Origin of the sequence: Mangrovicoccus ximenensis, assembly GCF_003056725.1 — a bacterium.
Classification (GTDB): domain Bacteria; phylum Pseudomonadota; class Alphaproteobacteria; order Rhodobacterales; family Rhodobacteraceae; genus Mangrovicoccus; species Mangrovicoccus ximenensis.
The window spans coordinates 913,680-940,086 of sequence record NZ_QBKZ01000001.1; the positions used below are offsets into that span (position 1 = coordinate 913,680).

Here is a 26,407-nt window from a genome sequence, read left to right on the forward strand (position 1 = left end):
TCGAAGGAAAATGCCCGCGGCGCGGCCATCCGGTCCGCCAAGGCAAGCGGAACGGCGCTTTGGCGCCGCCCCGCTCGGGGTCAGCGGCGGCTGGTGCGGCTGTTGGTGGCGCCGGTGACGGTGATGCTGCGCACCCCGGCCAGTTCCGGCGCGGGAATGAATTGCGCGGCAGTGACCTGCTGGCTCGGCACGCCGCCCGGCGCGGGCGTCTCGAGCGGCGGGCGCACACGGAATTCCAGGACGGCTTCGGCAGGATTTTCGCGCTGTCCGGGCGGCGGAACAAGGGCAATGTCCCAATAGCCGGGCGGCACGCGGCCGGTGGCGGTGACGATGATGCCGCCGGGGGTCGGCTCGACCGACATCGTGTCGACCGTCTGGATCAGCGCGCGGTCATCGGCGCGCAGCACCGGATAGCCGCCTTCGGGCTCCAGCGTCTTCGGGGGCTCGCGCCCGCAGGCCCCGGCCAGGCCGAGGGCGGCAAGCGACAGGATGGCGGCGCGGCGGGTCGTCAGCATGCGTGTCATGCCCGATCCGATAGCCCAAAACCGGGCACGGGGGAAGCCGCTTCGGCGCCCGGGATGCACTGGACGCTGCGGCGGAAAACCCCTACCTGTCAGGCGATTGAGATGGAGGCCACGATGGCGAGCGAAGCGTTCGAAGAGATAGCGGAAACTTTCGAGTTCCTCGATGACTGGGAAGACCGCTACCGCCATGTGATCGAGCTGGGCAAGGCGATGGAGGGTCTCGACCCCGCGCTGCAGGTGCCCGCAACCAAGGTGGACGGCTGTGCCAGCCAAGTCTGGCTGCATCCCGAGATCGCGGGGCAGGGGCCGCAGGCGGTCTACAGCTTCAAGGGCGAAAGCGACGCGATGATCGTGCGCGGGCTGATCGCGGTGCTGCATGCGCTCTATTCCGGGCTGCAGGTGGGGGACGTCCTGAAGGTTGACGCCCATGCCGAATTGGCGCGGCTCGGCCTCGACGAGCACCTCTCGGCACAGCGCTCGAACGGCGTGCGGGCCATGGTGCAGCGGATCCGCGAACAGGCGGCCGCCGCCGCAGGCTGAGTCTCAGCGCCGCGGCACGGCCGCTGCCGCTGCGATGGCCAGCGGCAGCGCGCGCGGCGAGGACCCCGCCTGCATCAGCACCGGCTGCCCCTGCGGGCTGCGCGGAATGCCGAGCGGCCCCTTCACCCGGACGAAGGGCCCGTCGTGATCGGCCGCCCGGATGCGCGACGTGTCGGCGAAGACGCCGCTGCCGCGGTCCATCACCAGCGCCTCCGCGTCCCAGCTGTCCCACAGCTTGGTGCAGGCCTCCAGCACGTCATCGGCCCGGTCATAGCGGGTCTCCTTGTCCGGCATCGCCGGGAGCCCGAAATTCCGCGCCTCGCAATCCATGGTCGAGGACACGATGTTCCAGGCCGCGCGGCCGCCCGAGACAAGGTCGAGCGAGCCCAGGCTGCGCGCCAGGTGGTAAGGCTCGTTGAAGGTCGTCGACAGGGTCGCGCCGAGCCCCAGCCGCGTCGTCGCCGCTGCCATGATCGGCAGCGCGATCATCGGATCGAGCAGGCTCGCCTGCCCGCCGCGGCCGATATAGTCGTCGATCCGCCCCTTGTAGAGATCGGGCAGCGCCAGGTTGTCGGCGAAGAAGCCCGCATCGAAGCAGGCGTTCTCCAGCAGCCGCGCGAGGCTCTGGTAGCGCTCCGGCGACCAGACATCGTCCAGCGGCGCCGCCGGATGGCGCCAGCCCCCGGCATAGCTGGCAGTGGAATTGGTGCGCAGATAGGCGACCAGATGCATCTTCGGGCGCCGTGTCATGGCTGACCTCCGCTCCGGCCCGGCAAGCGGGCACTCGTTGACTGCCCGGACCCGGCACATCCGGGTCCGGCCTGGCGGGCCGCGGGAAGGACAGCCGCCTAGCGGCTTGCCTTCAGGCTTTCATAGGCCCGTTCGATATGATGGCGCAGCGCCGTCTCGGCTGCCTCCGGATCACGCGCTGCCACTGCCTCGGCAATCCCGCGATGCTCGCGTCCAGCGCGGCGGCTGGCCTCCTCGTCGAGCCGGGACAGCCGCTCCGCATCGAGGAAGAATTCCTGGTACTGCGCGATCATCGCCACCAGCCGCGGGTTGCGCGACATCTCGCGGATCAGGTCGTGGAAGCGCGCATTGTTCGCCGAGCGGCCCTCGGCATCGGCGATCTCCATCGCCTCGCGTTCCTCGACCAGCACGAAAAGCTGCGCCAGTTCCTCTTCGGTTGCCCGCGCAGCCGCAAGCCGGATCGCCACGCATTCGAGCCCCACGCGGATCGCATGGATGTCGTCGCGCTCGCTTTCGACATCCACCACCTCCACGCCGCCCTTCGACAGCGGCGTCAGCAGCCCGTCGCCCGCCAGCCGCGACAGCGCCTCGCGCAGCGGCGTGCGGCTCGCGCCGAGCATTTCGGCCAGCTCGACCTCGCGCAGCCGCGTGCCGGCGGCGATCTGCCCGCCGATGATCGCGCTGCGCAGGTTGCGGTAGATCTGCTCGGCCAGCGATATGCCCCTCTGGGCCGGTTTCATGCCTCCGCCCGCTATCTCCATGCGCTCATCCGCTCCCTGCCGAACCGCCCCTTGATTTTCTGTATACAGCATGCATTCCTGCGGGAAGCTGTCAAGACCAGGTCCGCAGGCAGCCTCCCCAGAAGCAGCGGACCGCATGCGGAACGACCGAACCATGAGCACATTCGCCCTCCCCTTCGACCATCCGGCGGCCCTGCCGGAGCGGACATGACCGGCACGCTGGCCTGGCTCGAGCGGCTGGTCGCCGAGCCCTCGCTGAGCCCCGCCCCGAACCTCGCGCTGGTCGGCGCCATCCGCGCGCAGCTCGAAGCCGCCGGAGCGGACTGCACGATCTTCCCCGATGCCACCGGCACCAAGGCCAACCTTCTGGCCCGGCTCGGCCCCGACCGCCCGGACGGGCCTCGGCGCCGAGCCGCCGGTGCGCCTGCGCCATCTCGGCGCCGACAGGTCCGCCGCCGAGGACCAGCAGGTGACGCGGGCAGTCGCGGAGCCCGAAGACGGACTCGTTGGTCAGCACCTCGACGGCATCGATGCCGGGCAGGTCCGGCACCATCGGCCGCGAGCCGGTGGCAATGACGAAGCGGCGCGCCGTGATCTCGTGGCCGCCCGCCTGCATCCGGTCCTTCGCGACGAAGCGGCCGCTTTCGCGGATCACCCGGACGCCCAGGCCCTCGAAACGGTCCTGGCTGTCATGCGGGGCGATCTGCGCGATCACCGCGGCCACATGGTCCTTCACCGCCGCGAAATCGACCCGGGCCGCGCCCGGCGCGATCCCCATCCCGCCGGTCCGGTGCGCCTGCGCCAGCTTCGCCGCCGCCAGCAGCGCTTTCGACGGCACGCAGCCGGAATTCAGGCAGTCGCCGCCCATCTCGCCTCGCTCGAGCAGGACCACATCGGCCCCCATCTGCGCTGCACCGGCCGCAAAGGACAGGCCGCCCGAGCCGGCGCCGACCACGCAGACATCGCATGTGATCCGTTCCATCAGAGCGGCTCCTTTCCCCGCAAGGCGCGGATTGCCATCGGCAGCGCCGCCAGCGCGGCGAGGCCGAGCAGCGGCAGCAAGATGCGCGGCTCGAAGATCAGCCCCAGATCGGGTGTCTCGCCGCGCGCGAAAATCTCGCCCAGCCCCGCCCCGAGCGACGTATAGACCAGTGCGCCGGGCAGGATGCCGAGCCCGGTGGTGACGGCAAACCGCGCGAAGGGCACGCCGACCAGCGCGGGCAGCAGATTCGCAACGAAGAACGGAATCACCGGCACCAGCCGGATCAGGAACAGCATCTCCCACTGGTTGGCGTCTATTCCGGCCTTGATCCGGCGGATGCGTCCTTCGGAGGCATCCATCTTGGCCGCCAGCCGCGCCCCCAGCCCGGCACGCGCGGCGAGGAAAATCGCGCAGGCCCCGGCGGTGGCGCCCGCGATATTGAAGAGGACGCCGGGAAAGGTGCCGAAAAGGAATCCCCCGGTCAGCGTCGCCACGGTGGCACCGGGCAGGCTGAAGGCCACGGCCAGCGCATAGAGAAGGACGAATCCGGCCGCCGCGGCTGCATAATGGCTGTCACGCAGCGCCAGAAGCGCCTCCCGGTGCTCCGCGAGGCTCTCGAAACTCAGCCGGTCGCCCAGCAGGACAGTCCCGGCAATGCCGCCGGCAACCAGGAGAATCAGCGGCAGATGCCTTGCGGCCGACCGGGAAGAAGTGTTCTGTGTCACGCGTCGGGCTCCTTTCCCCGCAGGCAATAGCCTAGCACGGAGCGCCGCCGCAGCCACATGACAGGCTTGTCACGGCCGCTTGATGCCCGGTGACCCGGCGGATCTGACGGGAACCGGCCTGCTGTTGCGCAAATGCGGCAGATTCACTGGACAGGCAATTGACTCGCTGCCGATGACGGCTTATGGGCGGCGTCTCATAAGAATTCGGCGCCGCCTGCTGCGGGGCCTTGCCGGAGTAGAACACATGAAACGCACTTTCCAGCCGTCCAACCTGGTGCGCAAGCGCCGTCACGGTTTCCGCGCGCGCATGGCCACCAAGGCCGGTCGCAAGATCCTGAACGCTCGCCGCCTGCGTGGCCGCAAGTCGCTCTGCGCGTAATGGCTGCCGGGCTGTCCTTTGAATACAGAGGCGCCCAGCGGACCAACCCTGCCGCATCCGCAGATCCTGCGGAAGCGCGCTGACTTCCTGCGTGCCGCCCGTGCCGGGCGCGCTCACACGGATGCCTTCACCCTTCAGGCCCGCCAGCGGAACGACAGTTCCGGGGCGGGCTTGGTGCGTGTGGGGTATACCTGCTCGAAGAAGGTCGGCAATGCCGTCGCCCGCAACCGTGCCAAGCGGCGCCTGCGCGCCGTTGCCGCCGAAATCCTGCCGGCACTCGGCCGCCCCGGCTGGGACTATGTCCTGATCGGGCGTCCCGGCATGACCGCGACGCATCCTTTCGATTCGATGCTGGCGGATCTGCGGCGCGCCCTCGAAAAGGTGCATCGCCCGCGCGAGCCGAAGCGGTGAGCCCCGCCGCGCGCCTCCTCGCGCTGCCGGTGCGCGCCTACCGCCTGCTGTGGTCGCCCTGGGTCGGCCATGGCTGCCGCTTCCAGCCGACCTGCTCGGCCTATGCGCTGGAAGCCCTTGAAAAGCATGGCGGCCTGAAGGGCGGCTGGCTGACGATCCGGCGGCTGCTGCGCTGCCATCCCTGGGGCGGCTCGGGCATCGACAACGTCCCTGACTGACGCTCCGGGCAGGCCCGCATCCGCCGGGCGCCCGCCACCGCCCCACGGAGGCCCTGCCATGTTCGACGACGACGCCGACGACATCCATCCGCTGTTCCACGGCGCCCCCTCGACCACCGAGTTCAAGAAGCTCCGCAAGCGGATCGTGCGCGACACCCGCGAGGCGATCGAGCAATACGGCATGGTGGAGCGCGGCGCGCGCTGGCTGGTCTGCCTGTCGGGCGGCAAGGACAGCTACACGCTGCTCGCGGTGCTGCATGAGCTGCAATGGCGCGGACTGCTGCCGGTGGAGCTGCTGGCCTGCAACCTCGACCAGGGCCAGCCCGGATTCCCCGCGACCGTGCTGCCGGAATTCCTTGAAAAGATGGGCGTTCCGCACCGGATCGAATACCAGGACACCTATTCCATCGTGATGGACAAGGTCCCCGCGGGCCGGACCTTCTGCGCGCTCTGTTCGCGGCTGCGGCGCGGCAATCTCTACCGCATTGCGCGCGAGGAAGGCTGTTCCGCGGTCGTTCTGGGCCATCACCGCGACGACATCCTGGAAACCTTCTTCATGAACCTGTTCCACGGCTCGCGGCTGGCGACGATGCCGCCGAAGCTGGTGAACGAGGAAGGCGACCTGTTCGTCTACCGCCCGCTCGCCCATGTCGCCGAGGCCGATTGCGAACGCTTCGCCAAGGCAATGGACTATCCGATCATCCCCTGCGATCTCTGCGGCAGCCAGGACGGGCTGCAGCGCCAGCAGGTGAAGGCGATTCTCGACGGCTGGGAAAAGAACGCGCCGGGCCGCCGCCAGAAGATGTTCCGCGCCCTCATGAACACCCGGCCGTCGCACCTGCTTGACCCGAAAATCTTCGATTTCGCAGGGCTCGAGCGCCGTTCGGTCGAATTGAGCGAAGATTCCGCAGAGCCGGGCGTTCCCAGATTAACGCTTGAATGACGTCCTGTCCCTAGGCTGCCCCTGCGGCACCGATGGGATGGATGAAGACAGATGAAGTGGCCCCTGCCCGGCCTGCGGCGTGACTGGCGCGCCGAGGCGCTGACCTTGCCGAATCTGCTGCTCGCAGTTCCGGCGCTGACGCTCGGTGCCTACTGGCTGTCGGGCGAAGCGGGGCTCTATCTCGCGGCGCTCGGCCTGCCGGCCGCCGCAGCGCTCCTGTCGATGTCCCGGAACGGGGCATCGGCCGCAACCGGTCCCTGGCAGACGCCGTTCGACATCGAACGCACGAGGCTCGAGGAAGCCGCCGAAAGGATCCTGCGCGACAGCGCGGAAACCGGCCGCACCACCGCCTGCATCCTGGTATCCATCGATGATTTCAGCCGGATGCGCGACCGCATGGGCATGCGGGCCGCGGAAGAGATCCTGGCCCAGATCGCCAGGCGGCTGCAGGTCGGCATGCGCCGGAACGACACCGTTGCCAGCTTCGGCGACGGCATCTTCGGCATCGTCCTGACGCCGACCGCCCGCGCCGATCTGGAATCCCTCATGCAGATCTGCGCCCGGCTGCAGAAATCCGCGGCTGATCCCGTCCTGTTCGAAGGCGCCCAGCTGCATGTCTCCGTCTCGGCAGGGTTCAGCCAGCCGGACCGCCTGCCCGACGCAACCGGCCACATCCTGGTCGAGGCCGCCGAAGCCGCCTTGCGCGAAGCGCATTCCCGCGGCCCCGGCACGATCCGCGCCTATACCGAGGAACTGCACCGCCGCCGCGTCACCCAGTCCAAGCTGATCGACGAAGTGCGCGATGCACTCGAAGCAGGCCAGATCCGCCCGTGGTTCCAGCCACAGATCAGCACGGATACCGGCCGGATCACCGGCTTCGAGGCGCTGGCGCGCTGGTCGCATCCCGAACGCGGCCTGGTCCCTCCGGCGGAGTTCCTGCCTGCGCTCGAGGCCGCCGCCCTGCTGGAGCGCTTGGGCGAGGTGATCCTCTACAACAGCCTGTCGGCCCTGAAATCCTGGGACCGCGCGCAAGTCGAGGTCCCGTCCATCGGCGTCAATTTCTCGCTGGCGGAACTGCGCAATCCGACGCTGGTCGACCGGATCGCCTGGGAACTCGACCGGTTCAGCCTCGCCCCGGAGCGGCTGACGGTCGAGGTCCTGGAAAACGTGATCTCGGAAAGCGCGGATGACAGCATAAGCCGCAACATCACCGGGTTGTCGCGGCTCGGCTGCCGGATCGACCTCGACGATTTCGGCACCGGCCATTCCTCGATCACCAATATCCGCCGCTTCACCGTGAGCCGGCTGAAGATTGACCGCTCCTTCGTGCAGCGGGTCGACGAGGACCGCGAACAGCAGCGCATGGTGGCCGCGATCCTCACGATGGCGGAACGGCTCGATCTCGACACCCTCGCCGAAGGTGTCGAAACCGTCGGCGAACACACGATGCTGTCGCAACTCGGCTGCGGCCATGTCCAGGGCTACGGCATTGGCCGCCCGATGCCGTTCGAGGATACCATCGGCTGGCTCGCAGAGCACAATGCCAAGCTCGTCGCCCCGCCTGACATAGGCCGCTGGACCGGCTGACTCTCATCTCGCGGCTCCGCCCGCCGCTCCCTCGCCGGACGGTCGGCTTCTGGCCGTTCGCACACCGGACCAAGCCTGTGCGGGAAGTCTGCCGCACATCCTCGGCTCATCTGCGGCAGGAGCGCGCAAGGCTTCTGCAATGGCCACAGGCCCGGACGGATGGCGGCGCGGCACGCGCCCTGCGGCAGCGTCAGAACGGACGTTTTCCGGGTCCACCGGACGTCGGTGCAGACCCCGCCACGGGTCCGGCTGCACGCCTTCAATCCGGTGGCTCAAGACTCGCCACAGCGGAGGCGGCGCTGCCCGCCACCACACCGCCAACGGGACCGCCCGGGGCGGCCCGACCCCGCTCCCGACAAAGGGACTCGCGCCGCCGTCCCGCCGATGGCCGGGCTGCACATGCCTGCTTCCTCCGCCGGAAACACTGCCGCGCAAGCCCCCCCACAGGGGCGTCATCCGGTCAAATCCGGCTATATCCGCTTGACCTTTGGCCCTCCCGCCTGTTGAACCGGCCCAACCTGGTAACCCCAAAGGCTGCGTGTGGGATGGATGATCAAAACAAGAACCTGATTCTAGCAACGGTGCTGTCCTTTGTCGTTCTCATGGGCTGGTTCTTCCTGTTCCCGCCACAGGAGACGCCGCAGACCGAGACGCCGGTCGCGGAACAGACCGCCGATGCCGCCGACGACGGGGTCGCTCCCGCGCCGCCCGGTCTGCAGGAAGGCAGTGCCGCCCAGAATGTCGATGCCGCCGCGGCCGCCGTCTCGGAGGCCGCGCGGGTCGAAATCGACACGCCCAGCCTGACCGGCTCGATCTCGCTGGCCGGCGGCCGCATCGACGAGCTGTCGCTGCGCAACTACCATGAAGAGCTGGACCCCGAGAGCCCGCTGGTCGAGCTGCTTTCGCCGGTCGGCCGCACGCAGGCCTATTACGCCTTCTACGGGTGGACCCCGGCCGGCACGCTGGACTTCGACCAGGTTCCCGGCGCGACCACGCCCTGGACCGTGGAAAGCGGCAGCAAGCTGGCGCCCGGCCAGCCGGTCACGCTGGTCTGGGACAATGGCAACGGCCTGATCTTCCGCCGCACCATCTCGGTCGACGACAAGTTCATGTTCTCGGTCACCCAGAGCGTCGAGAACACCACCGATGCCGCGCTGCGCCTCGCCCCCTACGGCCTGGTCGCGCGCCACGGCGAGCCGGACAGCCAGAGGTTCTTCATCCTCCACGAGGGCGTCGTGCGCATGAGCGACGGCGCGCTGGAAGAGGTGAAGTACAACAAGATGCCCGACCTCGATGTGGTGGCGAACGAAGGCGCTCCGGCCGAAGTCCTGCAGGTCGCCGACAAGGGCTGGATCGGCTTCACCGACAAGTACTGGATGACAACGCTGATCCCGGCACAGGGCAGCGGCTTCACCTCCGTCGCGAAATACGTGCCGGGCTCCGACATCTACCAGACCGAGGCACGGATGCCGACCGTCACGGTCGAACCGGGCCAGACGCAGGAAGTCACCTCGCAGCTCTTCGCCGGCGCCAAGGAATGGGAATCCATCAAGGGCTACCAGGAAGCCGGCGTCGACCGCTTCGTCGACTCGATCGACTGGGGCTGGTTCTTCTTCCTGACCAAGCCGATCTTCTGGCTGCTGCACAACCTGCATGCGATCTTCGGCAACATGGGCTGGTCGATCATCGTCCTGACCCTGATCCTCAAGGTCATCCTCTTCCCGCTGGCCTACAAGTCCTACGCTTCCATGGCGAAGATGAAGGAACTCCAGCCGGAGATGGAGAAGATCAAGGAAACCGCCGGCGACGACCGCATGAAGATGCAGCAGGCGATGATGGAACTCTACAAGAAGGAAAAGGTGAACCCGGCCGCGGGCTGCCTGCCGATCCTTCTGCAGATCCCGATCTTCTTCTCGCTCTACAAGGTGATCTTCGTCACGCTGGAACTGCGCCACGCCGCCTGGCTCGGCTGGATCCGCGACCTCTCGGCGCCCGATCCCTCGTCGATCCTGAACCTGTTCGGCATCCTGCCCTGGGGCGTGCCGGACCCGGCCAGCTTCTTCGCGATCCTGTCGCTCGGCATCCTGCCGATCCTGCTGGGCATCTCGATGTGGCTGCAGCAGAAGCTGAACCCGGCGCCCTCCGACCCGACGCAGCAGATGATCTTCGCCTGGATGCCTTGGGTCTTCTGTTCATGCTGGGCAACTTCGCCAGCGGCCTGGTGCTCTACTGGATCACCAACAACACGCTGACCTTCATCCAGCAATATGCGATCATGCGGCGGCACGGATACAAGCCGGACATCTTCGGCAATATCAAGGACAGCTTCAAATTCCTGAAGCGCAAGAAGAAAGGGGCCGAATGACCCTGACGCTCGCCCATATATGGCGGCACCCGATCAAGGGAATCGGTACCGAAGGACTGGACTCGGCTCATCTTGAGCCGGGTCTTCCTGTTTCTGGGGACCGGGCATGGGCGCTTCTGCGCGAAGGCTGCGAGGAAACCGGCGGCTGGCAGAAATGCTCGAACTTCCTGCGCGGGGCCAACGGGCCGGCGCTAATGGCGATCGAGGCGACCACGACCACACAGGGCATCGACCTGCGCCACCCCGGCCGCGCGCCGCTCAGCTTCGACCCCGCCACCGAAGGCGGTCGGCTGATCGACTGGCTCGGCGATCTCTGGCCCGAGGGCATGCCGCGCCCCGCCAAGCTGGTGAAGGCGCCACCGGAGGGCATGTCCGACATGGATTACCCGTCGGTTTCGATCCTGAACCTCGCTTCGCTGCGCGAACTGGCGCAGAAGCTCGGCGTGCCCGCGCTCGACATGCGCCGGTTCCGCGGCAACCTGTGGATCGACGGGGCGGATCCATGGGCGGAATGGGACTGGGTCGGCCGCCGCATCGCGATCGGCTCGGCCGTGCTGGAAATCGTCGAACGCAACACCCGCTGCCTCGCCACCCATGCCAATCCCGAGACCGGCCGGCGCGACCTGGACGTGCTCCCGGCGCTGAAGGAGGGCTGGGGCCACCGCGATTTCGGCGTCTATGCCAAGGTCGTCTCCCGCGGCGAGATTTCGGCCGGCGACGCCATGGCGGTGCTATGACCGGTCCCGATCCGGACGTCCTGCACCCGATGCCCCATGCGCCGGCGGTCATCTTCCTGGCGCCGCTGGCAAAGGACCGGCCCAATGTCTCGGCGGGCCGGTTCAGCTACTGGGACGACGCCGGGGGCCATGGCGACTTCTTCGGCCGCCAGGTACTCTACCACTATGATTTCATCGGCGACCGGCTGGAAATCGGCCCGTTCTGCGCGATCGCGGCCGGGGTGCAGATCGTGATGAACGGCGGCAGCCACGCCATGTCGGGTTTCTCGACCTTTCCCTTCAGCATCTTCGGCCATGGCTGGGAGGAAGGGTTCGATCCGGAGACCTGGACGGCGGAACGGCGCGGCGACACGGTGATCGGCCCGGATGTCTGGATCGGCCGCGGCGCGGTGCTGATGCCGGGCGTGACCATCGGCGCGGGCGCGGTGATCGGCGCAGAGGCGGTTGTCACCGGCGACCTGCGCCCGTATGCGGTCGCGGCGGGCAATCCGGCCCGCGAGATCCGCCGCCGCTTCGGCGACGCCACCGTCGACAGGCTGCTGGCCGTCGCCTGGTGGGACTGGCCGGCGGACAAGATCACCCGCAACCTGAACGCCATTCGCGGCGCAGACATCGAGGCACTGGAGGCCGCCACATGACGCAGCTCCCCTTCCCGCTCGCCGAGGAACCGGACGACATCTCCCGCGAGGCGGGGCGCAAGCTCTTCGCCGGCGACACCAATTTCGTGAAGGGCGTGGTCGCGATGTCCGGCCTGCCCCCCGCGGACCGCGTCGAAATCTGCTTCGCCGGCCGGTCCAATGTCGGAAAATCCTCGCTGATCAACGCGCTCACGGGCCGCAAGGGGCTGGCCCGCGCCTCGAACACGCCCGGCCGCACCCAGGAGATCAACTATTTCGAGCGCGACGCGCTCTACCTGGTCGACCTTCCCGGCTACGGTTTCGCCAATGCGCCGGTGGCGACGGTGGCGAAATGGCAGGAGCTGATGAAGAACTACCTGTCGGGCCGCCCGACCCTGCGCCGCGCCTTCGTGCTGATCGACAGCCGCCACGGCGTCAAGAAGGTCGATGACGAAATCCTGTCGCTGCTCGACCGCTCGGCGGTCACCTTCCAGGTGGTGCTGACCAAGGCCGACAAGATCAAGGCCAGCGAATACCCGAAGCTGCTCGATCAGGTCGCCAAGGCGCTGTCGAAGCACCCGGCCGCCTATCCGGAACTGATCCTGACCTCCTCCGAGAAGGGCGAGGGCATCCCCACCCTGCGCAGCACGATCAACGGCCTTCTCGCCGACTGATCGCGCCCCGGGGGAGAGGGTGCGGGAGAGGGGGGCTCCCCTCTCCTGCCCGGCTCAGGCCCCGAAGGGTTCGGCCGCGTACTCCGCCTGATCCGCCGCCACCGCCGCTTTCAGATCCTGCATCAACGCAGGGTCTGCCGCATGGACGCGGCTCCAGTTCGGCATCGACGGGCTGCCATGCGGGCTTTCGAGGAAAATCTGCCCGGCCCGGGTGATGTTGTCGGCGAAAAGCTCCACCGTCAGCTCCTCGCGGTGCCGGTCGAGGCTCAGCCCGTTCATCTTGGCGTCATGGGCATAGACTTCCACCATGTCGAGCGCGCGCCGGTAATAGACCGCCTTCAGCGTCCGGAACGTGTCGGTGGTGAAGACCGTGCCGTCGACCGCGAGCTTGCGGAAGATCGCCTTGCAGATATCGGTCGACATCCGGTTCAGCCCGTCGGTCGCGACATCGGCGCTGACGTCCTGGTGCTTGTGGTCATAGGCGTCGGAGATCTCCACCTGGCAGACCGCGCCGGGCCCCAGGTTGCGCCAGGCCTCGGAAAGCACGCCGATTTCCAGCCCCCAGTCCGAGGGAATGCGCAGGTCGGGCAGGATGCCCGTGCGCAGCGCAAATTCCCCCGACAGCGGATAGCGGAAGCTGCGCAGGTAATCGATGTAGTCGCGGTCGCCGATCACCTTCTTCAGCGCGATCAGCAGGGGCGAGACCAGGAGCCGGGTCACCCGCCCGTTCAGCTTGCCGTCGCCGATCCGCGGATAGAACCCCTTCGACAGCTGGTAGGGGAAATTCGGATTGGCCACCGGATAGACCAGCCGCGCCAGCATCTCCTGGTCATAGGTGACGATATCGCAGTCATGCGTCGCCATCACCGAGGAATCCGCGCAGGCGATCAGGTAGCCCATCGAAGTCCAGACATTCTTGCCCTTGCCCGGCTCCGGCGGCGCGAGGCCGAGCGCGGCGAGCCGCTCCTCGATCTGCAGCATCCGCGGCGAGCTGTTCCAGATCACGACGTGGTTCTGCGGCAGGCGGGCGAAGAAGTCCTTCGCCATCCGGTACTGGCGCTCGTCGGCACGGTCGAGCCCGATGATGATCCGGTGCAGATAGCGCACCTTTCCCAGCTCGGCGAGAATGTTGGCCAGCGCCGGGCCTTCGAGTTCGGAATAGAGCGACGGCAGGATCAGGCTGATCTTGCGGGTCTGGGCATAGGTCTCGATCTCGTAGACCATCTCCTCCAGCGGGCGGGAGCGGAGGTTGTGGAACTGCGCGATGTTGCCGTTCTGGTGGAAGTCAGCCATGTCAGCTCTCCTGCGGCGCAAGGCCCGCGGTCAGATCCAGGATTGCGGCGTTCCAGCCTGCGGGGCCTTCGGCCTCCGTGCGCCGGATGCGCCCCTCTGCCTCGCCTGCCAGCTCGGGCAGGCCGGGGCCGTGGTCGTTGCGGATGATCACGCCATGGGTGGCGGCCTCGATCATTTCCCGGTCATTCGGCGCATCGCCGAGCGCCACCACCGTCTTTGCGCCGTAGCGCGCCGCGATCTCCGCCATGCGTCCGGCCTTGGTCGCGCCGAAGGACAGGGTCAGGAACCGGCCGCCGGAGCGCGCCGAGATCCCCAGCTCGCCGAGCGCCCCGAGGAAGGCGCCGCGCTCCGCTTCGGTTCCCTGCCACAGGCCCGGTTCGGAGAATTGCCGCCGCGTCGACGGTCCGCGCGGCATGGGCCGCTTGGCAAAGCCGCAGCCGGGCCCGCGGCGATGCCGAGGCGGGCATCCCCGGCAGCGGGGCAGGTTCGAACCCGCGAGACCATGGCGGGCCAGGACATGTCGCGCATCCTCCCGAACTTGCGCCGGAAACATCGGGCTGGCCCAGGCGCGGCCTGCACCGGACTGGGCCAGCCCCAAGTTTCGTCGCCGTTTGAAAGGCATGCCAGAGCGCACATCGTCCGGATCGGTTCATCTGTGCGCCGCACGCCTTCTGACGGCTGGATATGCGTGCTTTGGGGGTATGCGTCTCGGAGATCGTCGGCTCAATGCCCGCGCTGGGAGCAAGCACGCGGTCTCGGCAGTCATTGCGCCGGGGCCGCTGCACGGCAAAGCTCCCGGATCGTTTCCGGCCAAGAGCCCGGACCGCTCCGTGCGTCTCCACTGCGCTCGATGCAGCTGCGGTCCCATGCCCGATCCCGGTTTTCGGAGCCGCCGTGGCCTGCAGGTGCATTCGTCAAATCTCGGATCGTACCGTCGGCGGCGGCCGAATTTCCTCCCTTGCACGGCGAGGATGCAAGGGGGGCGGAGCTTCCCGGCGCATGGCCGGCGCCCTGCCTTCCCCGGAAGGGAGCATTGCCGTAGCGCAGCGGTTTCATCCAGCACAGGAACCTGAGGCAAACGGCAAGGCCCTGTGCTTCTGCCGGACGGGACGGTGCGGATCAGATGCCGACTGCGCCGGTCACGGATGCGGCGCCCTGTCTCCCGGCGGCGGTTGCGCGGCGGCTGCGGCGGGGCGGGGCGCAGGGACGGCAGCTGGAAGCGGCGGTTCGGTGGGCTCGATCTCGATCCCTTCGGGCAGATGGGCGCGGATGCGTTCGAGGATTTCGGGGCGCCGGAGCGGCTTGGTCAGGTAGAAATCCAGCCCCGCCTCCAGGATGCCCTGGTCGTCGCCGTCCATCGCATGGGCGGTCAGCGCGCAGATCGGCGTCCGCTCCAGGCCTTCCGCCTGTTCGATCCCGCGGATTTTCCGGGTGGCTTCTTTGCCGTCCATCCGCGGCATCGAGATGTCCATGAAGACGAGATGCGGGCGCGTGCTCTGGAATTTCTCCACCGCCTCGATCCCGTCATTGGCGAAGGTGATGTCCAGATCCAGCTGCTTGAGCATCTTCGAGAAGACCAGCTGGTTGGTCTTGTTGTCCTCCGCCGCCAGAATGCGCATCCGCTGGCGCGGCGGCAGCACGGCCACGGCGGCCGCCGCCTGCATCGCGGCGGCGAGTTCGCGCAGCTTCATGTGCAGGTCGCGCCGCAGCAACGGCTTCTGCACGACGGCGAAGATCGCGCGGCTCTCCTGCTCCTGCGCAGCGAGATGCGAGGGGTTGGCCGTCATCAGGATCAGCGCGCTGCCGCTTCCCTTGGCGCGCATCCGCTCGGCAAAGGCCAGCCCGTCCATTTCCGGCATGTCGTTGTCGAAGAGCACCAGATCGAACCGGCCTGGATCGTCGTTCAGCGCGGCCCCGGCGGAGCGGTAGGTCGCCACCCGCAGCCCCATCGCGCTGAGCTGCTTCTCCAGGATCATCCGGTTGATCGGGAGGTCGTCGACCACCATGGCCGAGCGCAGCCGCTCGGGCAGGGAGAAATCCTGCGGCAGAGGCGGCTCGACCGCGTCGATCGACAGCTGGAAGCCGAAGCAGGAGCCTTCGCCGGGTACCGAGTCGACCCAGATCTCGCCGCCCATCATTCCGACCAGCTGCTGGGTGATGGCAAGGCCCAGCCCGGTGCCCTCGAACTGGCGGTTGCGTTCGTCCTCGACCTGGCTGAATTCGCCGAAGATCAGCTCCAGCTTGTCGGCGGCGATGCCGATGCCGGTATCCTCGACCGTGACATGCAGGTTGAAGCGGGGGCTGCCCTCCTCGGCATAGCCGGTGACCCGCACCAGCACATGGCCAGCCGGGGTGAATTTCACCGCGTTGCCGATCAGGTTTGTCAGGATCTGGCGGATGCGGCCGGGATCGGCGACGAAGCGGGTCGGCAGGAACATGTCGTAATCGACCAGCAGGTCGATGCCCTTGTCGGCGGCGCTGGATTGCAGCAGCACGAGGATCTCGTGGATGGCGCGCTCCAGATCGAAGGGCTCGGGGTGGAGCACCAGCTTCTCGGCCTCGATCTTGGAATAGTCGAGCACGTCGTTGATGATGACCAGCAGCGCCTCGGCCGAGTTCTTGATCGTTTCGGCATAGAGCCGCTGCTCTTCGTCGAGATCGCTTTCGATCAGCAGCTCCGACATGCCGACGACGCCGTTCATCGGCGTGCGGATCTCGTGGCTCATGTTGGCGAGAAAGGCGGCCTTGGCGCGCGCGGCGGCCTCGGCGCGCTGGCGGGCATCCTCGATGTCGCGCTCGTAGCGGATCGTGTCAGTGATATCGAGCACCAGGCTGACGAGGTCGCCGTCCTGTCCGCGCCGGTCCATCAGCTTGACATAGGTGTCGTTCCAGAGCCTCAGCACCACCGGCTCGATGGTCTCGCCGGTCCAGCGCGCCAGCATCGCGTCATGCCAGGCGCCCGCGGCCTCGGTGCCGGTATCGACGACGCCCTCGTTGAGCAGAAGCTGCAGCAGCTCGCCATAGGTGATGCCGGGGCGGATGCCGTCGAGCCCGTCGAACAGCGACAGGTAGGAGCGGTTGGCGATCAAGAGCTGGTCGCGGCGGTTGAACACGGCGAAGCCGTCCTGGATGGTTTCCAGCGCGTCCCAGAGCCGCCGTTCGGCGACGGTCGCCTGGCGGTGGGCGCGTTCCAGATCCTTCTGCGCCTGGCTGGCCTGGCCCTTCAGCGCCTCGGCCTCGGTGCGCACCTCGCGCACCTGGCGGCGCTGCTGGATGATCTCGTCGGTCAGCTGGCGGGCATGCAGTCCGAGGCGCCGGTTGGCGCGGGTCAGCTCGGCATGCTTGGTCTCCAGGAGCTGTTCGGCGGCAAGCCGCGCGCGCCGTTCGGCAGCCAGCAATTCCTGCAAGCTGGGGCTCTGCTCCTTCGTCATCCGCATCCTCGGGGGCTCTCCGCAAGGATGCTTAATCGAGGGGGATGAACAGAGGCTGAACGGGGGCGGGGGCTGCCCCCGCCCGCCGGTCTCAGAGCCGTTCGATGGCCAGCGCGATGCCCTGGCCGCCGCCGATGCACATTGTGGCGAGCGCGCGCTTGCCGCCGATCCGCTCCAGCTCGTAGAGCGCCTTGATCAGGATGATCGCGCCGGTCGCGCCGATCGGATGGCCGAGCGCGATCGCGCCGCCGTTCGGGTTCACCTTGTCCGGGTCTAGCCCCAGCCCGCGGCTGACCGCCAGCGCCTGGGCGGCGAAGGCCTCGTTCGACTCGATCACGTCGAAATCCGCCGCGGAAAGGCCGGTGCGCGCCAGCAGCTTCTCGACCGCCGGAACCGGGCCGATGCCCATCACCTCGGGGCGCACGCCGGCATGGGCATAGCCGAGGATGCGGGCCTTGGGCGTGAGCCCGGCCTTCGACGCCGCTTCCGCCGAGGCCAGCACCACCGCACCCGCCCCGTCATTGAGGCCCGAGGCATTGCCTGCGGTGACCGAGCCGTCCTTGCGGAAGGCGGGGCGCAGCCCGGCGAGCTTCTCGGCCGTGGTGGCCTTCGGATGCTCGTCGGTGTCGAAGGCGATTTCCTCGCGCTTCACCTTGACCATGACCGGCACGATCTGGTCCTTGAAGCGCCCGCCCGAGATCGCCGCGGCCGCGCGGGCCTGGCTCTCGGCGGCGAAGGCGTCCTGGTCCTCGCGGCTGATCTGGTGCTCGGCGGCGACATTCTCGGCGGTGATGCCCATGTGGCCGGTGCCGAAGGGGCAGGTGAGGGCGCCGACCATCATGTCCTGCATGCCCATGTCGCCCATCTTCTGGCCCCAGCGCACCGCCTGGCTGGAATAGGGCGCGCGGCTCATGCTTTCGGCGCCGCCCGCCAGCCCGAATTCCGCGTCGCCCATGGCAATCGACTGGATCACCGAGATCGTCGCCTGCAGCCCCGAACCGCAGAGCCGGTTGACGTTCATCGCCGGCGTGCCCTCCGGGATGCCGGCCTCCATCGCCGCGGCGCGGGACAGGTACATGTCGCGCGCTTCCGTGTTGATCACGTGGCCCATCGCGACATGGCCGATCTGCGCCGGGTCCACGCCGGAGCGCTCCAGCGCCGCCTTGGCCGCGATCGCGCCGAGCGCGATCGGCGTGGTGCCTGCGAGACTGCCGCCGAAGCCGCCGATCGCCGTGCGCGCGCCGTCCAGGATTACGACGTCCTCCATGGGATTCCCTCCTCGTTCTACCCCAGCTCGACGATAGCGATTTCGGGGGGCACGCCAATCCTCAAGGGGAGGCCGGAATAGCCGATGCCGCGGCAGACGATCAAATGATTGCCGTTTTCGCATATGTGCCCGCCGGCATAGCGGCTGCCGAACTCCGAGGGCACGGCCGGGGTCCGTCCGATGAGCTTGACCTGGCCGCCATGGGTATGGCCGCTGACCTGGAGGAAGGCGCGGGGATCGGCTTCGGCGAAATAATCGGGTTCGTGCGCCAGATGGATCGCTGGCGCGCCCTCGGGAACCGCGGCAAAGGCGGCATCGGCGTCGAGATGGCTGACATAGCGTGTCCGGCCGTCCTGCCGGATCTTGCGGGCGCGCTGGCTGTCGGTGCCGACCAGCCAGAAGCCGCCCCCGCCATGGGGGATGTGCCGTGCCTCGTTGCGCAGCAGCGGAAGCCCCTGCGCCCCATGCGCCTCGATCACCGAATTGCGCAGGTGGTCCGTGTCGCGGGACAGGTCGCAATCGCCCCAGTCATGGTTGCCGAGGATCGACCAGACTCCCAGCGGCGCCCGCAGGCCGGCGAGCCGCCCGACGATCCCGGCGGCCGGCTCGAAGCGCGAAAACGGCCACATGTTGCGGTCCAGAAGCAGGTCGCCGGCCAGGAAGGCGATGTCGGGCGCCAGCGCATTGATCTGCGCGACGATGCGCTCGAGGAGCGCGAGGGAAACCCAGGGCGCGCCGACATGCAGATCCGACAGCACCGCGGCGCGCATCGGGGGCAGCGTCCAGCGGGGATCGGAGATGCGGTGGGTGACCACGCGGGGCAGGCGCCGGATGGCGCCCCAGCCGCGGGCGGGGGCAGAAGAACGGAACATGGCGGCACCTCGGAACTCTGTCCCGACTGTCCCCGTTCCGCCCCGCCGAAACAAGAGGGCCCCGGCGGCCTGCAGGGGAAGTCCCGCAGGCCGCCGGGGCCGGTCAGGTCCGCAAGGGACCGGTCAGGCTCAGGCGACGTCGAAGGCCAGCGGCTTGACCGCCTGGAACTTGCCGAGCGCCTCGAGCTTGCCGACCAGCTCCGGCTTCACCATCTCGTCGAGATGGATCAGCGCGATCGCGTCCTCGCCGTTGGCGGTCCGGCCCAGCGTGAAGTTTGCGATGTTGTAGCCCGCCTCGCCCACGGTGATGCCCAGCGAACCGATGACGCCGGGGACGTCCTTGTTCGTGGTGTAGAGCATGTAGGGCGCCACTTCGGCGTCGATGTTGATGCCCTTGATCTGGATGAAGCGCGGCTTGCCGTCGGAGAACACGGTGCCCGCGACGGTGCGGGTGCGGCTTTCCAGCTCGACGGTCAGCTTGATGTAGCCGTCGAACACGCCGGACTTGTCCTGCTTGGTCTGGCTGACATGGACGCCCTTCTCCTTGAACATCACCGGCGCGGAGACCAGGTTCACGTCCGGCGTGGTCGGCTTCAGGAAGCCCGCCAGCACGGCGCAGTCCAGCGCCTTGAGGTTCATCTCGGAGGCGACGCCGTCATAGGTGATGTTGATCGACTTCACCGGCTCGTCGGTCAGCTGGCCGACGAAGCTGCCCAGATGCTCGGAGAGCTTGATCCAGGGGCCCATGACCTTGGCTTCCTCGGCGGTCACCGCGGGCATGTTCAGCGAGTTCTGCACGGCGCCGGTCATCAGGTAGTCGGACATCTGCTCGGCGACCTGCAGGGCGACGTTTTCCTGCGCTTCGGTGGTGGCGGCGCCGAGATGCGGGGTGCAGACCACGTTCTCGAGGCCGAAGAGCGGGTTCTCGGTCGCCGGTTCCACGGAGAACACGTCGAAGCCAGCACCGGCGACATGGCCGGATTTCAGCAGTTCGGCCAGCGCGGCCTCGTCGACCAGGCCGCCGCGGGCGCAGTTGATGATCCGCACGCCGGGCTTGGTCTTGGCCAGGTTGTCCTTCGACAGGATGTTGGCGGTCTTCTCGGTCTTCGGAACGTGCAGCGTGATGAAGTCGGCCTTCGGCAGCAGCTCGTCCAGCTCGACCTTGGTCACGCCCAGCTCGGCGGCGCGCTCTTCGGACAGGAAGGGGTCATAGGCCAGGACCTTCATCTTCAGGCCGAGGGCGCGGGAGGCGACGATCGAGCCGATATTGCCGCAGCCGATCAGGCCCAGCGTCTTTCCGGTGATCTCGACGCCCATGAAGCGCGACTTCTCCCATTTGCCGGCCTGGGTGGAGGCATCGGCGGCGGGGATCTGGCGGGCGACGGCGAACATCATCGCGATGGCATGTTCGGCGGTGGTGATCGAGTTGCCGAAGGGCGTGTTCATCACGATCACGCCCTTCTTGGAGGCCAGCGGGATGTCGACGTTGTCGACGCCGATGCCGGCGCGGCCGATGACCTTCAGGTTGGTCGCGGCTTCCAGCACGTCGGCGGTCACCTTGGTGGCCGAGCGGATCGCCAGGCCGTCATACTCGCCGATGATTTCCAGCAGCTTGGCCTTGTCCTTGCCGAGCTTCGGCATGAAGTCGACCTCGACGCCGCGGTCGCGGAAGATCTGGACGGCGGTTTCGGAGAGGGCGTCGGAGACGAGAACCTTGGGCATGGTCTTAGTCCTTGTGGCAGGTGCCGGGCACGGGGCATCGGGCCGCCGTCCGGCTGTCCGGAGCGGGACCCCGCCGGAGGCGGCGGGGAGCGGTATTCAGGGGGAATGTCCGGGGCGGGGCGCGCCCCGGAAGGCCGGTTACGCGGCTTCGGTCAGCGCGGCGATTTCCGCTTCGAAGGCATATTCCAGCCAGGGCAGCAGCGCCTCGACATCCGAAGTCTCGATCGTGCCGCCGCACCAGATGCGCAGGCCGGCCGGCGCGTCGCGATAGGCGCCGACATCGAGGGCGACGCCCTCGGCTTCCAGGCGCTTCTGCACGGCTTTCGCGAAGGCGGCGCCGTCGGTGATGCGCGGATCGGTGAACTTCAGGCAAACGCTGGTGTTCGAGCGGGTCGCCGGGTCGACGGCCAGGTTGTCGATCCAGTCGCGCGCTTCGCAGAAGTCCCAGATCGCCTGGGCATTGGCATTGGCGCGGGCCTGCAGCCCTTCGAGGCCGCCGACGGATTTCGCCCAGTCGAGCGCCACCAGGTAGTCCTCGACGCAGAGCATCGACGGGGTGTTGATGGTCTCGCCGACGAAGATGCCCTCGATCAGCTTGCCGCCCTTGGTCATGCGGAAGATCTTCGGCAGCGGCCAGGCGGGGGTGTAGGTCTCGAGGCGCTCGACGGCGCGCGGGCTGAGGATCAGGATGCCGTGCGCCGCTTCGCCGCCCAGCACTTTCTGCCAGGAGAAGGTGACGACGTCGAGCTTGTCGAAGGGCAGGTCCTGCGCGAAGGCCGCGGAGGTCGCGTCGCAGATGGTCAGGCCCTGGCGGTCCGCCGGGATCGCGTCGCCGTTCGGCAGGCGGACGCCCGAGGTGGTGCCGTTCCAGGTGAAGACGACGTCGGTGTCGAAATCGACGGTCGCGAAGTCGACGATCTCGCCGTATTCGGCGGTCTTCACTTCGGCCTCGATCTTCAGCTGCTTGACCACGTCGGTGACCCAGCCGGCGCCGAAGGATTCCCAGGCGACCATGGTGGCCTTGCGGGCGCCGAGCAGCGACCAGAGCGCCATCTCGACGGCGCCGGTATCGGAGGCGGGCACGACGCCGATGCGGTAATCGGCAGGCACGCCAAGAATTTCACGGGTGGTTTCGATCGCGGCTTTCAGCTTGTCCTTGCCGACCTTCGCGCGGTGCGAGCGGCCCAGGGCAGCATCGGCGAGCATGTTCAGCTCGAAGCCGGGGATCTTGGCGCAGGGGCCAGACGAAAAACGCGGATTTGCCGGGCGCGTTGCCGGGGCATTGATAGCCATTTTTGGTATCCTTCCAGATAGCCGCGCTGCGTTGGGGCAGCGTGTCCCGAAGCCGCCTTTAAGGGATGCTCCGGGGTCGGGCAAGAGGGAAAATGCGTCGTTTCCGGCCTGTCGCAAAAATTTCCCGTTTCGGCTGCCGCGCCGGGAAATGCGCCGCGATGCGGTGGCCGCTCGGCGCGGCAGCTATCTGTCCACGAACGGAAAAAGCGGCCTGCGGCCGCCCGGAAGTGTCGCAACCTCTGCCGCAAAAATTCTCTGGCAAAATGCGCCAAATTGCCGGTTTCGGCATGCGCGGCAAGGGGTTCCGCGGGGTGCGCAATGGGATTCCGATGCCGGTCGCGCGGCTCTGGCAGGGCAGGGTCCGGCCTGCGGAAAGAGGGAGGGCGCCGGGGCCGGCGCCCCCGTCAGCGGCGCACCATCGAGATGGGCGTGTAGAAGCGGCTGGTCAGCTCTTCGCCGAAGATCCGGACGAGGGCGTCATAGGTGATGCGGGGCACGGGCATGGGACTCTCCTTGGTCACGTGTACCGTCGTTGGTTTTTTGTTAACGGTTCAAATGAAATAAAGTTTCTATGTAAGCGCAGTCAATAATACTAAAGTTGCTTAGATAGGGCGCGTAGGGATTTCCGGTCCGGAGTCCGGTGAGGATTCCGGACCACTGCATGCCCAAGTTGTTGAATTTGCGGCGCCGCCGCGCCGCGTCACGCCGGGACTGGTTTTTCCCTTGCAGCCATGGGATAGGGGCGCCGAACCGATCCGGAGGCCTCCCATGTACATCGCCACGCTCCTGACCAATCCCGCCGCGCCCTGTCTCGATGCCGCGACGGCCGAGTCGCTGGCGGAGGCCTGGGGCGGCGGCGCGCTGCGCTGGCTGGCGCCGGGCGAGGCCGCGGAATTCGCGCTCGGGACCCTGCCGGAGGACCTGTGGGACCGCTGGGAGGCGCTGCAGGCACAGGGCATCGACCTGGCGGTCCAGCCGGCCGATGGCCGCCGCCGCCGGATGCTGCTGGCGGACATGGACAGCACGATGATCGGCCAGGAATGCATCGACGAGCTTGCCGACATGGCGGGCGTGGGCGAGCGGGTGAAGGACATCACCGCCCGCGCGATGAATGGCGAGCTGGATTTCGAGGGCGCGCTGGCCGAGCGGGTCGGGCTTCTGGCCGGGCTGCCGGAAAGCGTGATCGCCGAGGTATATGACGCGCGCATCACCATGGCGCCGGGCGGCAAGGTGCTGATCGCGACGATGAAGGCCAATGGCGGCCATGCCGCGCTGGTCTCGGGCGGCTTCACCGCCTTTACCGAGCGGGTGGCGGCCGAGCTCGGCTTCGACGAGCACCGCGCCAACACGCTGCTGGCCGAGGGCGGCAAGCTGACCGGCGATGTCGGGCGGCCGATCCTCGGGCGCGAGGCCAAGGTCGAGGCGCTGCACCAGATCAGCGCGCGGCTGGGCTTTTCTGCCGCCGAAGTGATCGCGGTTGGCGACGGTGCCAATGATCTGGGCATGCTGCACGAAGCGGGGGCAGGCGTGGCACTCCATGCCAAGCCGTCGGTGGCTGCACAGGCCAAGCTCCGGGTGAATCACGGAGATTTGACGGCGCTGCTGTTCCTGCAAGGCTATTCCAAGGCGGAATTCGTGCTGTGAGGGCTGCTGCCCGGGGTCACATCCCGGGGGCTGCATTTGGAATCGGTTCGAAGCTGCGCTATCGTCGCGGCGACTGAGGCAAGTGCCGGGCAGGCCGCCGCCAAGAGCGGGCCGTTCCGGTACGGAAGAGGTTTAGGAGGCGGAATTGATCAACCGGCTGGTTCTCGGACTGGGGATGGGGCTCGGCATGTGGCTGACCCCCGCCGTGGCGCAGGTTGCCAACAATCCGGTCGGGGCGAAGACCGACTGGACGATCTATGTCGAGGATGATCCCAAGCAATGCTGGGTCGTCGCGGCGCCCGAAGCGGGCAAGTCCACTGCCACGCGGGGCGGCCGTCCGGTCGCGGTCCAGCGCGGCGACATCTTCCTGTTCGTCTCGTTCTGGCCGAAGGATGCCAGCGGCGGCGGCATGGGCGAGGTGTCGTTCATGGGCGGCTACGACTTCGCAGATGGCGAACCGGTGGTGCTGGAGATCGGCGACTCGAAATTCGACCTCTTCGCCGAGGGCGACGTCGCCTGGGCGACCTCCGCCGAGCAGGACCGCCAGATCGCGGCCGCGATGAAGGCCGGGGCCGAGGCGAAGATCACCGGGCTGTCGCAGCGCTCGGGCACCACGACGCAGGACACGTTCTCGCTGATGGGCTTCACCGCCGCCTACGAGGACGCGGAGCGCCGCTGCGGCCAGTGAGCCGCACCAGGGGGGCGGCCGGATGCGGCCGCTGCCTTCCCGCCGTATCTCAGACCTTTACGAGTGTCCCGAAGATCCGGTCCTTGTGCTCGTCCATGTAGATCCGCAGCCAGGGCGTGAACCGTGCCGGGCGCCGCGCCACTTCGGCGGCGAGGTCGTAGATGCCGATCCATTCGACCTGCATCACTTCCTCGGGATTGGGCCGCACCGGGATCTGCCGGTTGGCATGGGCCAGGAAGATGTCCACGACCTCGTGCTCGATCATGCCGTTGCCGACATCGGCACGGTATTCGACCGTGTCGCGCAGCGCCGGGTAGAGCCCGGTGATGCCCAGTTCCTCGCGCAGGCGGCGCACCGCGCAGTCAGAGGATTTCTCGTTCCATTTCGGATGGGTGCAAACCGTGTTCGCCCAGAGCCCCGGCGTATGGTATTTCGACATCGCGCGGCGCTGGATCAGCACGTTCTGCCCGTCCATCACGAAGACGGATACCGCAGGGTGTTTCAACCCGTTGCGGTGCACCTCCAGCTTGTCGAGAGGCGTCAGCTTGCCATTGACCCATGCCGGGATCTTGTCTGTCATGCGTCGGTCTTGGTTGCGGGACTCTGTACTGGTCGGAGGGCTTTCGGCCCGGGATTCCGCGCGGGGCGGGTGTCGTGCGGACCGCCAGCCGGCGGCCTGCGAGCAATCTACGCGGGGTTGGACCGGCTTTGCACGCCGACAACATGACACAGGCGGGGCCGGATTGCGCGACGGGGGCGCGACGAAGGTGCCGCCGCCTCATCTGGGTGCGCTGCTTTCGTCGGCGTTTGCCCATTCGCGCGGCGATTGGGCTGGTCCGGGCGGAGATCATGGTTAAGTCTGCGCGGCGGCGCAGCCGCGCCGGTCCGTCATGCCGCATGCAGGAGAGAGTTGCCATGTTCCACCGTACCGTTCCCCCCCTTGCCGCGCTGCTGCTTTTGGCGGCGCCTGCCCTTGCCGACGGCGATCCTGCCGCGGGCGAGAAGGCGTTCCGGCAATGCCAGGCCTGCCATGTGGTGCGCAATGATGCGGGCGAGGTGCTGGCCGGGCGTACGGCGAAGACCGGGCCGAATCTCTACGGGCTCCACGGCCGGGTGATGGGCGCGGAACAGGATTTCGCCTATTCCGAGGCCTTCGGCGAGGCACATGGGAACGGCCATGTCTGGGACGAGGAGTCCTTCGTCGCCTATGTCCAGGACCCGGCGGGCTATCTGGAAGAGGTGATCGGCCACAAGGCGCGCAGCAAGATGACCTTCCGGCTGCGCAAGGAGCAGGATGCCCGCGACATCTGGGCCTTCATCGGCACGCTCGACTGACCGGCGGCCGGGCCCGCCGCCTCAGCGGGTCCTGTCGGTGCCGTAGCGGGCGAGGAACATGTCGACCGCCGAGGTGATGATCCGCTCGACATCCTCCTCGGTAACCTCGGAAATCATGTTGAACATCAGCCGCGACCACAGATGCGCCTTGCACAGCTCGGTGAACTGTTCGGCGGCGAAGTCGCAATCCTCGATCTCGAGCTCGCCCGCCTCGACGGCGCTGCGGAAGAAATCGGCGATGCTGCGCCGCGCCTGTTCCGGCCCCGAGCGGTAGAACTCGCGGCCGAGCTCGGGGAAACGCTCCGCCTCGGCGACGCAGAGCCGGAACACGCTCTGGCCGAATTCCGACAGCACGAAGCCGGTCAGCCGCTGGGCGATGTCGGTCAGGGTCTCGCGCACCGAGCGGCCGGTCTGCGCCAGCGCGCGGGCCTGTTCGCTCTGGCGCTGGCATTCGCAGCGGGCAACCTCGAGGAACAGCTGCCGCTTGTCGGAGAAATAGCTGTAGAGCGTCGCCTTCGACACCCCGGCGGACTTGGCGATCGCGTCGACGCTGGCGCCTTCGAAACCTTCCTGCATGAAGATCTCGCGGGCGCCGGCGACCACCTGGTCGTATTTGCGGCCGCGTTTCACCTCGGGACTGAGATCGTTCACGCCTGGTCCTCCTGGGCAT

25 protein-coding genes and 2 pseudogenes are annotated in these 26,407 nt (G+C 67.8%); 13 read left to right on the plus strand and 14 right to left on the minus strand.

The features are described 5' to 3' along the window. Positions 1-80: 80 nt before the first annotated feature. The gene (locus C7T91_RS05060; protein ID WP_145962780.1) at positions 81-524 is read right to left on the minus strand and encodes a hypothetical protein; all 444 of its coding nucleotides are present in this window, start codon (positions 522-524) and stop codon (positions 81-83) included. 114 nt (positions 525-638) lie between these two features. On the opposite strand from C7T91_RS05060, the gene C7T91_RS05065 reads away from it, so the two are divergent. Next, complete coding sequence (locus C7T91_RS05065) at positions 639-1,064, plus strand: SufE family protein (RefSeq protein WP_108258513.1); 426 nt, start codon at positions 639-641, stop codon at positions 1,062-1,064. A gap of 3 nt (positions 1,065-1,067) precedes the next feature. Here C7T91_RS05065 and C7T91_RS05070 read toward each other — a convergent pair whose 3' ends face one another. From C7T91_RS05070 to C7T91_RS05085, 4 genes and pseudogenes are all read right to left on the minus strand, one after another. Further along, positions 1,068-1,814 carry an LLM class flavin-dependent oxidoreductase gene (locus C7T91_RS05070; RefSeq protein ID WP_108258241.1) on the minus strand — a complete coding sequence of 249 codons (747 nt, stop codon included), beginning with the start codon at positions 1,812-1,814 and terminating at the stop codon, positions 1,068-1,070. Positions 1,815-1,912: 98 nt separating this feature from the next. Beyond that, positions 1,913-2,554 carry a GntR family transcriptional regulator gene (locus C7T91_RS05075; protein WP_161555747.1) on the minus strand — a complete coding sequence of 214 codons (642 nt, stop codon included), beginning with the start codon at positions 2,552-2,554 and terminating at the stop codon, positions 1,913-1,915. Positions 2,555-2,909: 355 nt separating this feature from the next. Beyond that, a pseudogene (locus tag C7T91_RS34770) lies at positions 2,910-3,536 on the minus strand (FAD-dependent oxidoreductase); the annotation flags it as partial. Beyond that, a complete protein-coding gene (locus tag C7T91_RS05085; protein WP_108258244.1) occupies positions 3,536-4,261 on the minus strand; it encodes a TVP38/TMEM64 family protein in 726 nt (241 codons plus the stop codon). The pseudogene C7T91_RS34770 and the gene C7T91_RS05085, both read right to left, overlap by 1 nt. A gap of 244 nt (positions 4,262-4,505) precedes the next feature. On the opposite strand from C7T91_RS05085, the gene rpmH reads away from it, so the two are divergent. The 9 genes and pseudogenes from rpmH (at position 4,506) to yihA (ending at position 12,192) form a co-directional block, all read left to right on the plus strand. Next, the gene (gene rpmH, locus C7T91_RS05090; RefSeq protein WP_108258245.1) at positions 4,506-4,640 is read left to right on the plus strand and encodes a 50S ribosomal protein L34; all 135 of its coding nucleotides are present in this window, start codon (positions 4,506-4,508) and stop codon (positions 4,638-4,640) included. Positions 4,641-4,643: 3 nt separating this feature from the next. After that, the gene (gene rnpA, locus C7T91_RS05095; protein ID WP_108258246.1) at positions 4,644-5,051 is read left to right on the plus strand and encodes a ribonuclease P protein component; all 408 of its coding nucleotides are present in this window, start codon (positions 4,644-4,646) and stop codon (positions 5,049-5,051) included. Further along, the gene (yidD, locus tag C7T91_RS05100) at positions 5,048-5,269 is read left to right on the plus strand and encodes a membrane protein insertion efficiency factor YidD (protein WP_108258247.1); all 222 of its coding nucleotides are present in this window, start codon (positions 5,048-5,050) and stop codon (positions 5,267-5,269) included. Before rnpA ends, yidD begins: the two co-directional genes overlap by 4 nt. Before the next feature lie 58 nt (positions 5,270-5,327). Beyond that, positions 5,328-6,212, plus strand: a complete 885-nt coding sequence (gene ttcA / locus C7T91_RS05105) for a tRNA 2-thiocytidine(32) synthetase TtcA (RefSeq protein WP_108258248.1) — start codon at positions 5,328-5,330, stop codon at positions 6,210-6,212. A gap of 51 nt (positions 6,213-6,263) precedes the next feature. After that, complete coding sequence (locus C7T91_RS05110; protein ID WP_108258249.1) at positions 6,264-7,799, plus strand: putative bifunctional diguanylate cyclase/phosphodiesterase; 1,536 nt, start codon at positions 6,264-6,266, stop codon at positions 7,797-7,799. Between the two features lie 545 nt (positions 7,800-8,344). Then, positions 8,345-10,164, plus strand: a pseudogene (gene yidC, locus C7T91_RS05115) (membrane protein insertase YidC). Next, entirely contained in the window at positions 10,161-10,901 is a 741-nt protein-coding gene (locus tag C7T91_RS05120) for an MOSC domain-containing protein (protein ID WP_108258250.1), read from the plus strand. The pseudogene yidC and the gene C7T91_RS05120 overlap by 4 nt, the downstream one beginning before the upstream one ends. Continuing rightward, a complete protein-coding gene (locus tag C7T91_RS38345) occupies positions 10,898-11,539 on the plus strand; it encodes a CatB-related O-acetyltransferase (RefSeq protein ID WP_108258251.1) in 642 nt (213 codons plus the stop codon). Before C7T91_RS05120 ends, C7T91_RS38345 begins: the two co-directional genes overlap by 4 nt. Next, entirely contained in the window at positions 11,536-12,192 is a 657-nt protein-coding gene (gene yihA, locus C7T91_RS05130) for a ribosome biogenesis GTP-binding protein YihA/YsxC (RefSeq protein WP_108258252.1), read from the plus strand. Before C7T91_RS38345 ends, yihA begins: the two co-directional genes overlap by 4 nt. Positions 12,193-12,246: 54 nt before the next feature. On the opposite strand, the gene C7T91_RS05135 is transcribed toward yihA, so the two are convergent. The 7 genes from C7T91_RS05135 to C7T91_RS05165 form a co-directional block, all read right to left on the minus strand. Continuing rightward, positions 12,247-13,485 carry a glycosyltransferase family protein gene (locus C7T91_RS05135; RefSeq protein ID WP_108258253.1) on the minus strand — a complete coding sequence of 413 codons (1,239 nt, stop codon included), beginning with the start codon at positions 13,483-13,485 and terminating at the stop codon, positions 12,247-12,249. 1 nt (position 13,486) lies between these two features. After that, positions 13,487-13,900 (minus strand): HAD hydrolase family protein, encoded by a 414-nt coding sequence (locus C7T91_RS34780; protein ID WP_330848807.1) that lies wholly within the window; start codon positions 13,898-13,900, stop codon positions 13,487-13,489. Between the two features lie 724 nt (positions 13,901-14,624). After that, positions 14,625-16,916 (minus strand): hybrid sensor histidine kinase/response regulator, encoded by a 2,292-nt coding sequence (locus C7T91_RS05145; protein WP_108258514.1) that lies wholly within the window; start codon positions 16,914-16,916, stop codon positions 14,625-14,627. Between the two features lie 91 nt (positions 16,917-17,007). Next, complete coding sequence (gene bktB, locus C7T91_RS05150) at positions 17,008-18,183, minus strand: beta-ketothiolase BktB (RefSeq protein ID WP_108258255.1); 1,176 nt, start codon at positions 18,181-18,183, stop codon at positions 17,008-17,010. 17 nt (positions 18,184-18,200) lie between these two features. Next, the gene (locus tag C7T91_RS05155) at positions 18,201-19,055 is read right to left on the minus strand and encodes a metallophosphoesterase (RefSeq protein ID WP_108258256.1); all 855 of its coding nucleotides are present in this window, start codon (positions 19,053-19,055) and stop codon (positions 18,201-18,203) included. A 129-nt stretch (positions 19,056-19,184) separates the two neighbouring features. Then, positions 19,185-20,777, minus strand: coding sequence for a phosphoglycerate dehydrogenase (gene serA, locus C7T91_RS05160; RefSeq protein WP_108258257.1), 1,593 nt, complete (start codon positions 20,775-20,777; stop codon positions 19,185-19,187). Between the two features lie 138 nt (positions 20,778-20,915). Further along, positions 20,916-22,070: a phosphoserine transaminase gene (locus C7T91_RS05165; protein ID WP_108258258.1), complete on the minus strand. Its 1,155-nt coding sequence runs from the start codon at positions 22,068-22,070 to the stop codon at positions 20,916-20,918. Positions 22,071-22,838: 768 nt separating this feature from the next. On the opposite strand from C7T91_RS05165, the gene serB reads away from it, so the two are divergent. Together serB and C7T91_RS05175 are read left to right on the plus strand one after the other, a co-directional pair. Then, positions 22,839-23,714, plus strand: coding sequence for a phosphoserine phosphatase SerB (serB, locus tag C7T91_RS05170; RefSeq protein WP_108258259.1), 876 nt, complete (start codon positions 22,839-22,841; stop codon positions 23,712-23,714). 145 nt (positions 23,715-23,859) lie between these two features. Next, a complete protein-coding gene (locus tag C7T91_RS05175; RefSeq protein ID WP_407943248.1) occupies positions 23,860-24,402 on the plus strand; it encodes an invasion associated locus B family protein in 543 nt (180 codons plus the stop codon). Between the two features lie 49 nt (positions 24,403-24,451). Here C7T91_RS05175 and idi read toward each other — a convergent pair whose 3' ends face one another. Beyond that, a complete protein-coding gene (idi, locus tag C7T91_RS05180) occupies positions 24,452-24,982 on the minus strand; it encodes an isopentenyl-diphosphate Delta-isomerase (protein ID WP_108258260.1) in 531 nt (176 codons plus the stop codon). Positions 24,983-25,317: 335 nt separating this feature from the next. Between idi and C7T91_RS05185 the strand changes: the two genes are divergently transcribed. After that, positions 25,318-25,737 (plus strand): c-type cytochrome, encoded by a 420-nt coding sequence (locus C7T91_RS05185; RefSeq protein WP_108258261.1) that lies wholly within the window; start codon positions 25,318-25,320, stop codon positions 25,735-25,737. A gap of 21 nt (positions 25,738-25,758) precedes the next feature. On the opposite strand, the gene C7T91_RS05190 is transcribed toward C7T91_RS05185, so the two are convergent. Beyond that, positions 25,759-26,388, minus strand: a complete 630-nt coding sequence (locus C7T91_RS05190) for a TetR/AcrR family transcriptional regulator (RefSeq protein WP_108258262.1) — start codon at positions 26,386-26,388, stop codon at positions 25,759-25,761. Between the last annotated feature and the right edge of the window lie 19 nt (positions 26,389-26,407).

Excerpts from the sequence above, each read along its gene's own strand:
- C7T91_RS05075 (WP_161555747.1), bottom strand. The coding sequence starts at position 2,554 with ATGAAACCGGCCCAGAGGGGCATATCGCTGGCCGAGCAGATCTACCGC.
- C7T91_RS05185 (WP_108258261.1), top strand. The coding sequence starts at position 25,318 with ATGTTCCACCGTACCGTTCCCCCCCTTGCCGCGCTGCTGCTTTTGGCG.
- ttcA (WP_108258248.1), top strand. The coding sequence starts at position 5,328 with ATGTTCGACGACGACGCCGACGACATCCATCCGCTGTTCCACGGCGCC.
- C7T91_RS05060 (WP_145962780.1), bottom strand. The coding sequence starts at position 524 with ATGACACGCATGCTGACGACCCGCCGCGCCGCCATCCTGTCGCTTGCC.
- C7T91_RS05135 (WP_108258253.1), bottom strand. The coding sequence starts at position 13,485 with ATGGCTGACTTCCACCAGAACGGCAACATCGCGCAGTTCCACAACCTC.
- C7T91_RS05145 (WP_108258514.1), bottom strand. The coding sequence starts at position 16,916 with ATGACGAAGGAGCAGAGCCCCAGCTTGCAGGAATTGCTGGCTGCCGAA.
- serA (WP_108258257.1), bottom strand. The coding sequence starts at position 20,777 with ATGCCCAAGGTTCTCGTCTCCGACGCCCTCTCCGAAACCGCCGTCCAG.
- C7T91_RS05070 (WP_108258241.1), bottom strand. The coding sequence starts at position 1,814 with ATGACACGGCGCCCGAAGATGCATCTGGTCGCCTATCTGCGCACCAAT.
- bktB (WP_108258255.1), bottom strand. The coding sequence starts at position 18,183 with ATGGAGGACGTCGTAATCCTGGACGGCGCGCGCACGGCGATCGGCGGC.
- serB (WP_108258259.1), top strand. The coding sequence starts at position 22,839 with ATGTACATCGCCACGCTCCTGACCAATCCCGCCGCGCCCTGTCTCGAT.
- rpmH (WP_108258245.1), top strand. The coding sequence starts at position 4,506 with ATGAAACGCACTTTCCAGCCGTCCAACCTGGTGCGCAAGCGCCGTCAC.
- C7T91_RS05110 (WP_108258249.1), top strand. The coding sequence starts at position 6,264 with ATGAAGTGGCCCCTGCCCGGCCTGCGGCGTGACTGGCGCGCCGAGGCG.
- C7T91_RS05165 (WP_108258258.1), bottom strand. The coding sequence starts at position 22,070 with ATGGCTATCAATGCCCCGGCAACGCGCCCGGCAAATCCGCGTTTTTCG.
- C7T91_RS38345 (WP_108258251.1), top strand. The coding sequence starts at position 10,898 with ATGACCGGTCCCGATCCGGACGTCCTGCACCCGATGCCCCATGCGCCG.
- idi (WP_108258260.1), bottom strand. The coding sequence starts at position 24,982 with ATGACAGACAAGATCCCGGCATGGGTCAATGGCAAGCTGACGCCTCTC.
- C7T91_RS05065 (WP_108258513.1), top strand. The coding sequence starts at position 639 with ATGGCGAGCGAAGCGTTCGAAGAGATAGCGGAAACTTTCGAGTTCCTC.
- C7T91_RS05120 (WP_108258250.1), top strand. The coding sequence starts at position 10,161 with ATGACCCTGACGCTCGCCCATATATGGCGGCACCCGATCAAGGGAATC.
- C7T91_RS34780 (WP_330848807.1), bottom strand. The coding sequence starts at position 13,900 with ATGCCGCGCGGACCGTCGACGCGGCGGCAATTCTCCGAACCGGGCCTG.
- C7T91_RS05155 (WP_108258256.1), bottom strand. The coding sequence starts at position 19,055 with ATGTTCCGTTCTTCTGCCCCCGCCCGCGGCTGGGGCGCCATCCGGCGC.
- yihA (WP_108258252.1), top strand. The coding sequence starts at position 11,536 with ATGACGCAGCTCCCCTTCCCGCTCGCCGAGGAACCGGACGACATCTCC.